The following is a 16,349-nucleotide window of genomic DNA, read 5'->3' as shown; positions in this document are numbered from 1 at the left end:
TTAAAAATCAAGGTATCTCCTTTCTGATTCAATTCTGAGCGTGGTTTGAGCCACGCCTGGGGACATTTTACCTTTGAAGTTAAAGGTGACATTTTCGCTTTGAAACGACATTTTTTAGCACGACCCTTGACAGAAAAGAAGTTTGAATTAAAATATTATAGTTAGATGCAAGCCGCGATTTTGAGGAAAGGAGGTGATGGAAGGGCACAAACAAAAATTCTTTGTAGTGGTGCGATTCATCGCACAATTTAAGTGCTTGACCCGGCACTTAAATGATAGAAAAAAGAGAGGGTCAATAAACAGAGGAGGTAAAGATGCTACGCGCTATATATCTATCGGACTATTGAGTATTCTCTTTGCTCAAGGTCCATATACCCTATCCTTTGACCTTTCTCAATTTGAATTTTCGGTTGAGAGTGGTTTTAATAGGGTAAGAGGCATAGAGATGTCCGCCACAACGGATACTGGTGCACCAGAACTACCACTCAAATTATTGAACTTCATCGTTCCAAACGGCAATAGGGTTCAGAACATTGAAATTCTATCTCTTACAGTCGTACCTGTCACTGGCACTTACAACATCTACCCTGTCCAACTAGAAATACCACTATCCATTTATGCACCACCGCCGCCGTCTGTGCCACCCGATACAAGTATTTATAATAGAGATGCACTTTACCCAGATTCCATACCTGTTTTTATTTTGCACCAAGGACACTATGATGGCCATCCTGTTGTAACAATTGGTGTTTATCCACTGCTTTATAATCCGGTAAAGGATACATTGTATCTAATTCAATCAATTACGTTTCGCTTTCAATTTGAATCTGTGCCAATGTCAATTCGTCCACAGATACGTGGCAGGCGAATTCACCAGTTATATCTCAGTGGATTAAAATCAAGCGTATTCAACTCCTGGGAAGTTGATGTTTTGTACACACCCCCAAATCAGATTGTGTCTGATGAACAATTATTAAGATTGGGTTATCCTGAGGTTATAATAATTGCGGCTCCTGCCTGCACTGCCGCATATCGTCCGTTAGCAGACTGGTTAACCCAGAAGGGTATGCTCTGTTTTATACGAAGCACTGACTGGGTTTATCAAAATTATGACGGTGATTGGGATAGTATTCCCGGTTCACCTTATCCAGGTGAACATATCAGGGATGATGCGGCAAAGATAAAAGAATATTTAAGAACGCTATACCTTACGAACGGCACTGCTTTTGCAATTCTCGGTGGAATTCTGCAACCCAGCAATCTGATGAATTCTTTCCCTTTCAGGTATTGTTGGGCAGCCAATAATGTTGACTATATCCATTACTATGATTGCCTGTGGATACCATGGTTTATGCCCAGTGATTTATATTTTCAGGATTTTACAGGAAATTGGAGTGTAGATGGAGATTATAGAATTGGCGAACCCGGTGATGATAGGCCAAACTATATGGAAGAAATTTGGGTAGGTCGTGTGCCTGCTTGGAATTCGGAGCAGACAGTTTCCTGGGTTGAGAAAAGGTTGACATACGAGAGGACCCCGGCAAACAAAGAACTTATGACTCAATCACTTTGGCTTACACAGGGATATCAATATCCTATTAACTTTCCAGCCCTTATGGAACAGGCTATTCAACATTTTCCACTTCAGTTTACGCAACATCGTGTGGTAGATCATCCATGTAATGAAGGTGACCACAGATTGATGACAGATACTCTAACTGTAGGCTATGGGATGCTTTCAACTTATGGACATGGTGCTCCTGATGCCCAAAGGGTGGGAGTAGTTCCAGACTGGGGCCAACTGTTTTTCTCTTGGGAAAAGGAAGGCCGCCCGTATCTTGGTGAACCACGTAATATCAACAAATTTTATATAACTTATTCGATTGGCTGTGACAATGCTTGGTTTGATACAAGTACATTTCTTGATAATGCTTGCTATCCCTGGACAGCTAATGGTCCTTATCCCTGCATTGCCGAAGCATTTGTTTCTTTCTATCGCTGGCCCGGTCCTTCACCCAATGGTTATCCTCCATTTGATGCAGTGGCTTTCTTAGGAAATACACGCTCTGGGTGGAGTGGTTCATCTCCCCAACTACACAGAAACTTTATTGACCGATTATTTTTTTACGATACCCTTATAGGACTTGCCGAAGCTAGAGCAAGGTATTATCCTAATTGGCCTTATTGGTATGTCACCTACAGCCACAATTTATTCGGCAGTCCCGAAATGCCGGTCTGGACCGAAATCCCTTTAGACCTTATTGTTGAGCATATAGACGCAATTCCATCAAACACACCAATTGATTTTCAGGTACATGTTCATAACATAAATGGACCGCTGGCTAACGCACTCGTTACTCTTTATAAAGAACCTGAAGGTTATCCTGCAGAATCTCAGCGAACTGACCCGGGAGGGATGGCTATTTTTAATGACCTTACTGTTCCTACAACCGGCATAATGAAAGTGACCGTTACCGCAAGTAATCACATTCCTTATCAAGGCGATGTCCAGGTATTTGAATATACGGTTGACTTCCCGACCGCACACACTCAATATACCGAAGGCAGAAAATTGGTGCGCCAATTTGATACAGAAAATCTACATTTAGGTTATACATACGGCATAGGAGGTGCTGATATTCCTAATGAATGGGCAAATTATTCCTTCTCTACAGATGGTGGTTCTACCTGGTCTTCTGGGGTTTCGGTTTTACCAGATGGCTATAACCACAATCCGAGCATAGATTTAACCAATGATAATCGTCCCTGTATTGCATTTAGAAAGTCAACAGGCTGGCTTACTGAACAATCCGCAGTTATCTACTTTGCCCGTTATGATGAACCAGACTGGGTTATTTACACGATTGATTCTTATCCTGCAACGCCGACATTTACTCCGAGTGTATCACCACCAAGCATTATTATTGATGCCAATGACATCTGCCATCTGGTCTATTCTGGTGTGCTTTATGCCCCGGGGAAAGCGTATGTTATATATAAACGCTTTGATGTCTTCAATCCATCAACCGAAACAGTTATCATTGACTCAGCAAATGTGCCTATAAACTGGCAGCCTTCTTCGCCGTGTATTGCAACTTATTATGGCTATCCACATATTGTATGGGATTTTCCACCTGAAGGAGGTGAGCCATATCCGGAAATCTGGTACAGATGTCTTGAAGAATCCGGTTGGAGTGAGAAGATAAATATTTCTAATTCCAATGATAAACCGAGCGAGCATCCATTTATTACTACAACGAATGAAAAAGTCCTTGTGGTGTGGAGTGAAGAAGAGGAGGCGGGGAATACAGAAAGCAGGGACATTTATAAAGGTGAACGATTCATAACTGCACCGCCCAATGCCTGGAACATCTGGGCAGAAATTGTGACACCGAATCAGGCGTCGGATTGGCCTGTGATTACGGCAAATGGCGAGTTTCTTGTTTGGGCTGAGCATCAATTTATTGAACTGAGGCAAAACTGGGAAATTCTTTACAAATCTTCCATCTACGGTTCTGGGAATCTAAGTAATACACCCTATACACAATCTCTTTATGCTTCCTGTGATTGGCGTCAGACCTTGAATAATCTTTATCTCTATTCTGCCTTTACTGAGAAGTATGAATACGAACTTGAACCTTATATCTTCGGTGTTAAAACAAAAACCCTGGTGTTTTCCTTAATAACCCCGATTCCGACATATACAATCTATGCCGGCAGCAAAATCCCATCGCCTTACTTAATCCAGAGAGATGGCTACATTGCCTACGGAAATTATCCAGTTGATTATGATACGAATGAGTTAGTCTATAAATTCAGCGGATTAAAGCCTGCTTTAAAATATCGCCTTGATGTCACTGCCTATCACGAATATGGTGGCGAGTGGAGAGAATGGGTGAAGATAGACAATACTGCTCAGCATTTGATAAAATATGATGCGGGCGTTCCCAGGACTGTGGAATTGCCAGTTCCACCGGCAAGTTACAGAGACGATGGTGAGATTGTTGTGCGAATTTCAAAGATTACTGGTGATTTTGCAATGTGCCACAAGGGGAATCTCTATGGGTTTGAAAAAGAAGGGCAGGGTGGACCACAAACGGCTGTGGACATTCCTCAAAATCTTACATTCGCATGCAAGGTAACGCCGAACATCATAATGCACCAGGCACAGCTGCAATTTATTCTACCTGAAAAACAGAGAGTAAGGCTCAATCTTTATGACGTGGTGGGTAGGAAAGCTGTTACAATTACTGACAACACCTTTGAGCCAGGTATTTATACTTACTCCCTGAATACAGAACGACTCAGCTCCGGTATCTATTTTTTAGTGTTAACTGGTGAAAAGGAAACAAAGACTCAAAAAGTTCTGATAGTAAGATAGTAGTAAAACACTGTGTGCCTCCTGCTAAGCAGGAGGCACACAGAAGGAGGAAGATATGGTATTTCCTTTTATGTTTTTTACATTCACTACATGGACTACAGAAATTGTTACCACAGACTTCTCATTAGTTCGGCCGTCTCTTACGATTGACTCACTGGGAAATCCTTATATCATTGCTACAAAACAAAGAGTAGTCAGCCCGGATTTATTTTATTTGTTTTTGTTTTACAAAGTCAATGAGGCGTGGCACGTTGATACATTTGAATTGAATGCATGCCTTCCAGACTGGCTGGACTTAACGATGGATAAATGCGGACGAATTTGGACGGTCTATCCTATTTATAACTCCCTTGATAGCACTTTTTATCTGATTGTCGCTTGTAAATCTACGGCCGGCTGGACCAAAGATACGGTGGAATTTAGCAATGTAAGCTTTGATTTCGGTTGGAGGTCTATCATTACCGATGAATTTTCAAGACCCCACATTGTATATGACCATGCGATAGATACAACAGGGTACCAACCCTATGGCCATTATGCATATTTAGTTGATACAACTTGGTATAAAGAGGTTGTTGATACCCTTTTTACATATGCTTACTGCTGCGCGATTGATTTGGACTCGCAAAACCGACCTTATGTGAGTTATTTTCGTGGAGGATATTGCCTTTCTAACGCCAAGAAGATCAATAATATTTGGATTATAAAAGAATTGGACGCTTCATATTATCCCAGTTGGTGGACCACATCTATAAGAATTAACCCAACGACCGATTTGCCTGCTATTACTTATATGAACCCTCAAACTTATCAAATGAAATATGCATGGGATGATGGTACGACATGGCATATTGATACTATTGACTCATTTGGTGGGATTGGGACTGCTAAGGCATTGGATATAGACTCATTTGGCAAACCTTATTTCGTCTATAATAATAATGTTGCCTACAAAGAAGGTGGTGTCTGGCATATAGAACCTTTACCAGCATTAAATCCGCCCCTCACTTACTCCGAACCCGGTGCGCTACGACTGGGTTGTGATGGCACAATTCATATAACAAGATTTGCTACTAACAATGATTATAGTTACCGGGAAATTCATTATATCCATGGGACGATAGTTGATATTGAAGAGCGTGATAGATTAAAGGTGGAAGGTGAAAAGATAAAGTTGATGGTCTTGCCGAGTGTGGTGAGAGATAATGCCCGAGTTCAATATGCAATTCCTGAAAAACAGCATATCAGTTTAAATCTTTATGATATTCTCGGTAGAAAGATTGCAACAATTTCCGAAGGTATTTTTGAGCCTGGTGTACATTCTTGCAGATTAGATTCATCCCATCTCAGTTCCGGGGTCTACTTCCTAATCCTTGAAGGCATGCATGAGTCAAAAACTCAGAAGTTGTTAATTATGCGATAAAAGGAATTCTCATTGGTTTTTTCTGTTATCATTTTGACAATTGTAAAAATGATAAATCTATGACCCGGTTGGCAAAGAGGTTTTGAGGAGATTCGGTGAAGTATTTGAGGGAAATGGAAAAGGATAAGTAATAGTTGTTGGTTGGGGTGCTGGTATGGGAGTGGCGTTGTAACCCAATGTCGTCATTGCAAGCACGCCGGGTAGCCTGGCGGGCGTGGCAATCTCAATTCCCCTCTTCCCCCCTTTTTTAAAGGGGGATTACAGGATGCGATTGTTTCGCTCATTTCATTCGCGCGCAATGACATTGCGACACAGCCTCTAAAGGTTTGTCCTACATTTATGGGATTATAGTATGGTAGGAGCGGTTTCTAACCGCGCTGAAATATATTGCGATGGTTATCTTTTTCTCAGCATGTCAATCAAAAATCTTGATGGTAATTGCTGTCTGCCCGAGCGGTATTTGGGATATAGAAGATAGAGTCTTTTCTGGGCGCGGGTGACTGCCACATAGCAGAGTCTTCTTTCTTCTTCAAGGTCTCTTGGTTCGGATAGACTCCTGGTCATTGGAAATATCTCTTCCACTAAATCCACCACGAAAACCACAGGAAATTCCATTCCTTTGGCACTGTGGACCGTCATTAACTTAACGGTATTCTTTGTCCAATCTGCCAAATCCATTTCCTGAAACAATTTCAGATCGCTCAGGAATTTACCGATTCCTGCTTCCGAATAGTTCTGGGCAAAGTTTAAAAATTCTTCAAGGTTTTCCGATTTCAATTTCAAAATGCTGACCAGTTCATTGATAATGGTGTAGGGTGATAATACATTTAGATTCTGGATATGGTGCTCGACAATCTTTTCCAATTTATTTTGCACGCTCTTTGTGACTCTGAAAATAGAAACCCCTTGGGCGATAGATTCTTGAGATATTTCAGCAGATCTGCAGATATTTAAAAATTCAAGGTATTCTATGATTGACTTGAATTCTTCTTTCTCATAGAATGTTGTACCACGAATAGTTGTAAAAGGAATACCTGCTTTTGTCAGCCCTTCCTCATAACTTTTACCGAGATAGTTCATTCGGTAAAGGATTGCGATATCCCGATAGCCAAAATCCTGTTCGGTGAGTTCTTTTATTTCTTTAACAATATAGTCAATTTCGTCATTCGTTGACTCCGCCGCATAAAAAATCACATCCCCGGTTTCTAAATTGGGAATGGCGGTCGTTTCGCGCAGCATCAAATTATTGGCAATTTCAAGTATTGATTGGGGAAGGCGGAAACTGCGATTGAGATGGAATATTTTGACATCTTTGAAATCACGGGGGACCCGGTATATGATATCTTTGCTCGCACCGCGCCAGCCGTATATTGCCTGGTCTTCATCACCGGTGAAGAAGAATTTTTCTCGCACCAGAAGGGAGATAAATTTATACTGGGCAGGATTTATATCCTGAAGTTCGTCAACAAAGATATATTCAAACATATTTTGATAATGTTCCCGTAAATCTTCATAATCTTCCAATAATTTTGTAGCATAGAGAATCAAATCATCATAATCAAGAATGTTGTTTTCTTTCAGATACTGCTGATATTCTTTGTAAAATTTGAGACAGATCTTCTGCCATTCATTTGCCGGTGCGAATTTTTCCGGGGTGATACCTCGGGCTTTAAGTATCTCAATGGTTCGGATTATTGCGTTCATTTTATATTTTCCGGTTTCAGTTTGCAGTAAAGAAAATATTTTTCTTGGCTCTTCAATAGTAAAGTCTTCGCTGATATCAAGTCTTTCGCAGGCATGGCGGAGTATTCGTAATGCAATGGTATGAAAAGTACCTACCCAAAGGTCATAATGCGATATCGTGGTAGGAAGATGGTAATTCAACCGGTTTTTAATATCGTTCGCTGCTTTGTTGGTAAAGGTACAGACGAGGATTTTGGAGGGCGGGATTCCTCGTTCAATTAATTTCAGTATTCCTTGTACCAGGGTTGTGGTCTTACCGCACCCGGCCTGCCCTAAAACTAACAATCTTCCCTCTAAGGCGTTGAGAATCTGTTCTTGATCCGGGGTTAATTTTATGGCACCTTTTTTCTTTTCGCAAGTGGCAATGGGTGCTTCAATCTTTATACCCTTTGATTGTTTTTTCAAAATTTTCATGATTGTTGCGCAATCCGGCCGTAATTCTGGTTTTGTATTCAAGCAGCGAACTACTACCTCCTCGATATATCCAGGAAGATTAGGTCTTATGATACCGGGAATCAATAATTTGCCCTTTTCAATCTTCTTTTTTAATCCATCCAGATTGTCATCAAGAAATGGTGGGGTACCGGTGAGGAGTTCATAGAAAATCACGCCGATACTCCAGATATCGGATTTTTCACTAAATCTACCCGACCACACCTCGGGCGCCATATAGATAGGGGTGCCTGCGGTAGAGGCGGCAATTGAGCCAGTCTTCAGAAAACGGGCAAGTCCAAAATCAGTTATCTTGATGATATTGTTCTCGGTTACCAGGATGTTTTCGGGTTTTAAATCACGATGGAGCACGCCGATCTTGTGTGCATAACTCATCCCGTCAAGTATCTGCTGGGCAATATTTAAGAATTCACCTATCTCAATGCCACCTTCTTTAATGACTTCCCTTAAAGTCGTACCCTTGATATATTCCATCACGAGTACGAATTTATTTTCAATGAAATCTATATTATAAAAACGAACGATATTGGGATGATTTAGAGAGGCAAGGAGTTTTGCTTCATCTTTGAGCATGACAATCTCTTCTTTACGCATCCGGGAAATTTTTAAAGCAAAGTTTGTTTCCAGAATTGTATCATAGGCTAAAAACACATCACCGAATCTGCCCCCACCGAGCCATTCAATGATTTCGTATTTACCCAGCTTTTTTAAAAGCATCGCATCTCTAACTTTGACAAGCGGTAAATAAGCAGCTCAATCTGGGAATGCCGAAATGTGCACTGGAGTTCCTTTATAAAGAACCATCTGACCCACCAAATTTTTGCTTTTAAATCTCAAATGTTGCATTCTGGCGCCCTGTTCGTTTTTGCTCAGCGATTTGATTAAGTGCGTAAGGAAGCTTTCAACTTCCACCCCGGTGCCGCGGGTTGTTTGATGTTCGATCGCATCCAGGGCATAACTACGGAGTAATTTTTTCTCAAACTTGTGATAAACATCAGGAGAACAAAAGATATCGCAACCGAGGATTTGCCTTCCAGCCACTCCAATAAATCCCACAGTATTACTGTTTAATCCTTCGAATCCTTCCAGATAACGATCAATCTCCTCATTAAGATTATCAAAAATCTCATGCATTGAGGAAGTCCGTGATTTCGTCCTGGTTACCGTCAATTTCCTTTCGATTTCCTTCCAGACTTCACTCTGGGTGTTAAGGTTTTTACTCATGGAAGATGCCAGGATTGAGCGTACCCGGGGATAAGAACAATACCCAGTTTTAAAACCACCAATTGTTTCCCATCTCTTCGCTTCGGCACATATTACCGGAACGCGGCTTTGGGTGCGTGCTTGGGCAATGAATGACTGGGCGATGATTCGATTTTGCATAGCGCCGGTTAGTTCTTCGCCGTCAAGCATCAATACCGGTGAGTTACCTTTATTATCAAAGATAATTGTATTTATCTGGGGAGTATCCAGTTCCCGAAAAATTGCCTGCTTATTTTTGATTGCTTCTTCAATGGTTTTTATTGTTATGCCATCATTTTCTGAACCATCTTTTATTGGGTACAACACCAAATTTCTTAAAAAGATTGGGTCTCCAATTTTCCATTGATGGCTTTTCATATTTACCTCCTTAGGGTGCATAAAAAACCCCAAAATGCCAGGTGGGAGACCATTCAGTATACCAAGTCCACTTACGGTTGTAGGCCCGCACATGCCAGAAGTAAAAACCATTTTTCGTAATTGTGTATATGGTTGAACATGCTTCTGCATTAATCAATGGCGCATTAGGCAAGACTGTTGTATCATTTGCAATCTGTAATTGGTAATATTCAACATCTTCGACGACACTCCATTTTAATTTAATCTCATGTGGATATGGCGTTGTAAACCAGATGGTTGTATCATTGCGCGGGCTAATCAATATCGGGGCGGCTGGTGGTGGATGGAGAGAATCAAATGGCGGTTCGTATTCCTTGGGATTTTTACAACTGGCATTGGTGCTAAGGCAGATTATATAAATGAGAAAAGAAAGGGAAACTCCATTGATGACTGAGAGTTGCTTTTTGCTTAACATAATTTTCTCCTATTTTTTTACTTTGATGACATAGATATTATTTCGCATCAAATTATTCAATCGATAGCCACCGATTATAGCATTTGCACCATCAAGCAATAAAAAGCGTCCATATTCATACTGATAATCTCCATAAGTTCTCTCTTTAAGTTGATTTCCGGTGGCATCAAGAGTGAGATAATACAAATCGCTGCCATTAATTCCTGCTGAACCCACGATATAGTATTTCCCGTCTGCAGACTGTTCAACAGCATAACCATTGTCAGTATAATTTGTACCGTAACTTCTTTCCCAGACTTTATTGCCATTGTTATCTAATTTCAATGTATACACATTACCATTACCGCCAACAGTTAAATAACCATTATCAGAAGTCAATATCACCATATTCCCGATATCTGCACCAGTCCCTCCATAGGTTTTTGTCCAGATTACATTACCCGCTTCATCCGTTCTTACGAGATAGATGTCGCCATTATTCCCAAAAGAATAGGTATATCCGGCAATGATAAAGCCATTGTCATTACATTTTTTAACCGAAAGTCCGCAATCTAAATCCAAACCACCATATGTTTTTACCCAAAGCGTATCGCCATTAATATTGGTTCTGATTAACAACATATCACTACCTTGGTTAGAACCTAACACACCTGTTATTACATACCCATCTTGCAATATATCTACATCATACCCATTATCAGTTAGTGGAAATGTAAAAACTTTTTGCCACATAGAGTTGCCTTGATTATCAGTCTTTATCAAGTAAACATCTCCATTTTCATCACCGAAAGATTTAGTTGTTCCTGCTATTATGAAGCCTCCATCAGCTGTAGTCTTAACTGAATATCCATAATCATCTAAACTACCTCCATATGTTTTTTCCCAGATAATACCGCCTGTGGTATCAATTTTTATGAGATATACATCATATCCTCCCGCGCTATAAGATTTTGTTGCTCCCACTATTATATAACAATTATCTTGTGATTTTGCTATTCCATAACCATGGTCATCTAAATAACCTCCGTATTCCTTTGTCCAGAGGACCTCGGTTCCGATATTGAGAAAATGCGGTTCAGACCAATCGGATTCTGCGTTATGGATATCCTTGGCTTTGGCTCTAATTTCATAGCAACCTTCTTTATTGTAAAAATGCGCCATTGAGACAATATCCCCGGAACCAACAAATGGACTCCAGTTGGATTCGCTCCCGTCCCCCCAGGCAAATTTTATTGAAACGCTATCATCGTCTGGGTCATTCGCCCAGGCCGAAAATGTATAATTATCCACAGCCCCGGAGTCCGGACCATTTGGAATAGATGGTATTTCAGGCGCTTTGTTTGATTTACAGGCATTTAAACTGAAAATTATTACCAGCACTGAAATTTTTAATAATTTAGACAGTTCCATTTTTACCTCCAAGCATTAAGGAATTTTAAGGTAAAGCTCATCAAAGTCAACTGTGACATCAACACCTGGTTCGTGGCTAGCAACATACAAACCCCAGAATCCATTATCAAAGACACGACTAATCAAGGATACCGGAAAAAGAAATGTATTATCAAGATAGAACAAAAGGCCGTCGCCAGTATAGATTGAAGAGAGATAATGCCAGGAGTTTTCAGCAATGTTAAGAAGTTTTGTATAAAAAACAGTAACTATACCATTCTTCACTAAGGAGAATTGGGCAAAGGTTTTTTTAAGAGTTATACAATAATAATTTAAACTATCTTGATACCACAGTAATACACCTGTTTCCCAGTTTTCTCCTGACAGGGGTGCAATCTTTAGATTGACCTCGAGTAAAAATGCCCGCTGGGGATTACGGAAAAAAAGGATTGCAGGATTGCCATCAGAGCTGTCCTTGCCGCGTAAAACCTGATTGTCTTCTGATTCTAAAACTACCCGCCAGTCTCCGGTAATGATGGTAAATCCGTATGGAGGATTGTTTATTTCGTCATCCTCGAAATGGAAGGTGGTCAGAAAAAAGTTATAACTGGAAAGTTTCGTCCCAGCCCAGAGACTCTCGTTTTCAAATACCAAATCCTTATAATGTTTATTTCGTACAACAATTGTGTAAATCCCTGGGTTGATATGGGTGAATGAATAATATCCTGAACTATCTGCAATATCTCTCTCAGTGTTGCTGTCGGCACAATTGATTAAATCCACAAGGGCTCCCGGAACACCCAAACTGTCAGGTTCATAAATGAATCCACCGATTTCTGATTTATTGGGGTTATCTGGGTCATATTTATTATTACGCGGGGCATTCAAACACTGGAGGAAAAGGAGGAAAAAAATAGCGATGAGCGACCTTTGGTTGGGGATATTAAAAACTGAATTCATGGCCGATCTTTATTAAATCGTTTCCCCGAATAAAATTTGATGAACCAGTCTCATTGACAATTTTTACCTGTGTATTTGAAAAATAGGCATCCCAGATGCTGAATAAATAAAAACCAATAAATATTGCCGAACTGGAAACCGAAATGCGAAACCATTTATTATACTCACTGTAGTATTCATCCATATATTCAACACTGTCTGGACCAAGACCGAGGTACCTTTGCTGTCTATTTTCTGTTTCAAGCCATAATATCACTGTGGAAACAAAACTCAGACTTGATCCCAGCATAAGCAATTTACCTTTCCTTTCTTCACCTTTTAACACCTGCCCCACACCCGGAATGAAACAGGAACACATTGCCGCTTCGTGTGCGATTTCTCTTTTTGCCTCGTTGAGGATTTCAATGATTGAAGAATCAACTTCCTGAGCTTTAAAAGAAAATTGGGGATTCAATTTGAGCAGAGTCTTGAGATGTTCCTTGGCTGAGATCCTATCGTTGATCTTAGCATAGCTGAAGCCCAAATACTTGTGGGCTTCAATTTTATTTAATTCATCAATTTGCGGTAAGATGCTTTCCAGAGTTTTTATAACAATGGTGTATTCTTTATTCTGGTAGTAATTTTTTGCCTGGTCGATTAAATTTGCATTTTCCTCAATCAAGATATTAGACTGGCCATAGGCGATGTAGTAAATGAACACCGTTAGAATAATAAAAAATTTTCTCATAGATTTACTTTTATTCCAATCCTTGCCCGTCTTGGAGCAGTATATGCTGCGACCCAGTCATCCGTAGCAATGATCAAATCCCTGAAGGAATGGAAGGTTTCATAAGGCGTCACAATTCCATCGTGATTGAAGTCTGCCGCTGGACTATAATATTGATTGCTCAGGGATAGATAATCCTTAAAATCCTCAGCCCGCACTTTCTCCAACGGCATCAAGGGATAATGGGGTGCGACTTCATAGCGCTGATCAAGAAGGTTGATAACTTCTAATTGGAGATTGAAAGATATTCTGTTGACATTAAATTCCCTTGTTATTACACAGTCAATTTGGCGCTGAAATGGCAAACGGAAAATATTTCGTTCCTCGTATTTACCCATATAGCCGGGTGGGGTATAAGGAAAACCATTACCAAAATAGGCAAGAAGATAGATATTTGTCCCTAAGGGTGCTTTTATTCCACCCTGAATAAAGATTCGGTGCCGCTGGTCAAAGTTTAGATAATAATCCTGAGCAGGTCTGCTTGCAGAAGTATCCGCATATTCACCCGCATAAGAACTCGTACCTTTTGCCCAGGAAAGGGTGTATGAGATTTTTCCTGAGAAGAAATTGTTGCTATATTCTAAGATGGTTTCCATTCCTTTGATATTGGCATATTCTACATTGAAATACTGGAAATAGCCAAGTGGTAATTGCACAATATAACGCGTGCCAGTCAAGTCTGAAACATCTTTGTAAAAAAGATTTGTTGTTGCAGTGAGATTTTCTTTTATCAATCCCTGAAATCCAATTTCGTAACTCAATGTCTTCTCGGGTTTTAACTCAGGATTTCCCACAATTGATATGAAATTGTAGTATTGTGGTGCAAGAGGCAGAAGTTCATAAAAAGAATAGACATAATCATATAAAGGCGGCTGGACATATCTGCCAATGTTGGCACGGAAAAGGAAATTTTCGGTCACCAGAAATGAACAGCCTATTCTGGGTGAGATATTTATCTGGGGTTTAGCGCCTTCAATATCCACTGCATAGTAGTCATATCGTGCACCAAGTTTTGCATAGAATCCCTTGATATCAATATTGTCCTGGACATAAATTGAATATTCCTTTGGTTGATGGTTGTAATCATCCGCAATTGGATTCAAGGTATCAGTGCAGACAAAATATGTAAAATTATCAAGATTCTGATAGATATATTCAACCCCGGTCTTTAATTCATGATACTGATGTAGTTGAAGATTGGCTTTAAAGTTGATATTATACACTTCTGAATTCTTTTCCTGATACTGGGGATAATCACCTTCACTTATAACTTTATAATAAGCCACACCAAATGGATTCCTGTGGGTTCCCCGAGGCCATTTCAGCGTTCGGTAATCGCGGAACTTGAAATCATCAAATATTCCATAAATTCCGGGTTCACGAACACCATAAGTCTTTTGTGTATAGAGTCTACTAACTGTGAGATTGAATAATTTTTTATTATCGGGCAGATAGTTTAAATTTAGTGCAGCAAGTTCACCCTTGCGCATATCAGAACGATAATGGTCAAGATAGAATTTAAAAAATGGATCTGGACCCGAATATCGGTCAAATTGACTTCTTGATTTTGCCCCACTTAAGCTCAATTTAATCTTACCCGAAGGTGTAAAAAGCCATTTGCTGTAGATTGAATAATCTCCTCTTTGTTTATGGGGCAATATATATAATCTTGGGTCCCAATCCTGGGTTTGCATAATATCTATTGAGGCAAGCCCCTGCAAGTTTCTTGTGGCAGGTAAATGAATTGTGGATTGATGATTCTCATAACCAAAGTCATAATAAAAAGGCATAATCTTTTCGGTCTTGGCATACAGATTTCCCTGTAACTTTTTCTGCGGTCTTTCTGAGATTAAATTCACCACTCCGGACATTGCCCTGCCATATTCGGCATCAAAACCTCCAGGCAGAAATATCACTTCTTCAACAATCCCTTTTGATATCTCAATTGCGACATCCCCGGTCTGAGGGTCAATGATTGAAACATTATCAACCATATACTGGACTTCAGTTGCCCTACCACCACGGACATGTAGGGCAGTATCGGTCTTTGCCACGGCTGCCTGGAATGTGATTACTGCTGGTGTATAATCAACAGGCAATGTGGCAATCTCGGCTTTACGCACAATCTGGGTTGTAGCAACATAATCCTTTTTTATCGTTGGAGTTTCTCCATAGACCGTAACCGGTGCAATCTCAATGGCAGTCTGTTTTAATGTTACATTGAGCCTTGTGGTTCGGTCAACTTCAACCAGAACATTTTCAATCCTCTTTGTCTGATAGCCCAAGCAGGAGATTTCAACTGTATATCTACCTGAAGGGACATTTAAGATAAAAAAATTGCCATTGTCATCGGTGGCAGCACCTATCTCGGTATTTAAAATAATTACATCCGCAGCGACAATGGGTTCTTTAGTATCTTCGTCCTTTACAACTCCTTGAATTTTGCCGGCAATTCCGCTGAAAAGAAAGACCGTCAGAAAAAGACTGGCCATTTTTCCTCCATTTTTTTAATTATACCTATGCTTCTTAAAAAATCAAGTTATGTTTTAACCTTATAAAGACTAACAGCTTATTTAGCAACTATTATGGAGCGGTTTACATTCTGCCGTTCTGTTTCCAGTTGGACAATAAATATCCCAGAATTTAAATCCCTTAGTGAGCAGTCTAACTTATATCTTCCTGCATTCTTAAACCCATTTTCAATTATCCTTACCAGCCGGCCATCAATGGAATAGACTTTTAAAGAAATATGCCCTGCTTCAGGAGTAGTATAAGTAATCACCACATTATCCCTTCCCGGATTGGGGGAAATATTTAAAGAAAATTTTGCTGGTTTTTTCTGTTTCTGCTCAACAATCCCCATAATCGGTTGCCTGCCCCAGTACCACCTTGCCGGATGAGTATACAGCCAGCCCTTCCAGCACATCCATATCGGGTCTAAATCTGCAACCATATCCTGACCAAAGACATAAAAGAATTGATTATTCTGGGTATCAATCCGCTTGGCAATTTGCGCCAGCCCATGCCGATAACCAAAACTGCCTGTAATATTACGCGGTGTATGCCAGGTCAACCCACCATCCGTTGAATAATTATAATACAGATTCCAAAACGCCAGTGAATCCTGTCCCGCTCCTGCCTGGGAATGCCAGAGACCAAC

At 40.2% G+C, this 16,349-nt stretch carries 10 protein-coding genes; 2 read left to right on the top strand and 8 right to left on the bottom strand.

Annotated elements, in window-relative coordinates; translation table 11 throughout:
• Positions 1-196 precede the first annotated feature (196 nt).
• Together ABIL39_10640 and ABIL39_10635 are read left to right on the top strand one after the other, a co-directional pair.
• Positions 197-4,381, top strand: coding sequence for a C25 family cysteine peptidase (locus ABIL39_10640; GenBank protein MEO0166579.1), 4,185 nt, complete (start codon positions 197-199; stop codon positions 4,379-4,381).
• Between the two features lie 55 nt (positions 4,382-4,436).
• A complete protein-coding gene (locus tag ABIL39_10635) occupies positions 4,437-5,804 on the top strand; it encodes a hypothetical protein (GenBank protein ID MEO0166578.1) in 1,368 nt (455 codons plus the stop codon).
• 396 nt (positions 5,805-6,200) lie between these two features.
• Here ABIL39_10635 and ABIL39_10630 read toward each other — a convergent pair whose 3' ends face one another.
• From ABIL39_10630 to ABIL39_10595, 8 genes are all read right to left on the bottom strand, one after another.
• The gene (locus ABIL39_10630) at positions 6,201-8,717 is read right to left on the bottom strand and encodes a UvrD-helicase domain-containing protein (GenBank protein MEO0166577.1); all 2,517 of its coding nucleotides are present in this window, start codon (positions 8,715-8,717) and stop codon (positions 6,201-6,203) included.
• 36 nt (positions 8,718-8,753) lie between these two features.
• Positions 8,754-9,620 carry a DUF6569 family protein gene (locus ABIL39_10625; GenBank protein MEO0166576.1) on the bottom strand — a complete coding sequence of 289 codons (867 nt, stop codon included), beginning with the start codon at positions 9,618-9,620 and terminating at the stop codon, positions 8,754-8,756.
• A gap of 10 nt (positions 9,621-9,630) precedes the next feature.
• Positions 9,631-10,074: a hypothetical protein gene (locus ABIL39_10620; protein ID MEO0166575.1), complete on the bottom strand. Its 444-nt coding sequence runs from the start codon at positions 10,072-10,074 to the stop codon at positions 9,631-9,633.
• 9 nt (positions 10,075-10,083) lie between these two features.
• Positions 10,084-11,484: a hypothetical protein gene (locus ABIL39_10615; GenBank protein MEO0166574.1), complete on the bottom strand. Its 1,401-nt coding sequence runs from the start codon at positions 11,482-11,484 to the stop codon at positions 10,084-10,086.
• A gap of 15 nt (positions 11,485-11,499) precedes the next feature.
• The gene (locus ABIL39_10610) at positions 11,500-12,423 is read right to left on the bottom strand and encodes a carboxypeptidase-like regulatory domain-containing protein (GenBank protein MEO0166573.1); all 924 of its coding nucleotides are present in this window, start codon (positions 12,421-12,423) and stop codon (positions 11,500-11,502) included.
• Positions 12,407-13,150: a hypothetical protein gene (locus ABIL39_10605; GenBank protein ID MEO0166572.1), complete on the bottom strand. Its 744-nt coding sequence runs from the start codon at positions 13,148-13,150 to the stop codon at positions 12,407-12,409. Before ABIL39_10605 ends, ABIL39_10610 begins: the two co-directional genes overlap by 17 nt.
• The gene (locus tag ABIL39_10600) at positions 13,147-15,681 is read right to left on the bottom strand and encodes a TonB-dependent receptor (protein MEO0166571.1); all 2,535 of its coding nucleotides are present in this window, start codon (positions 15,679-15,681) and stop codon (positions 13,147-13,149) included. The genes ABIL39_10605 and ABIL39_10600 overlap by 4 nt, the downstream gene beginning before the upstream one ends.
• Positions 15,682-15,758: 77 nt before the next feature.
• Positions 15,759-16,349, bottom strand: a 591-nt coding sequence (locus tag ABIL39_10595; protein MEO0166570.1) for a T9SS type A sorting domain-containing protein, incomplete at its 5' end; no start/stop codon positions are given.

The sequence above is a fragment of the candidate division WOR-3 bacterium genome, assembly GCA_039802205.1.
Lineage (GTDB): Bacteria > Hydrothermota > Tepidihabitantia > SM23-42 > JAOAFX01 > JAOAFX01.
The sequence above is the reverse complement of the archived record's forward strand: the minus strand, read 5'-3'. Positions and strand labels throughout refer to the sequence as shown.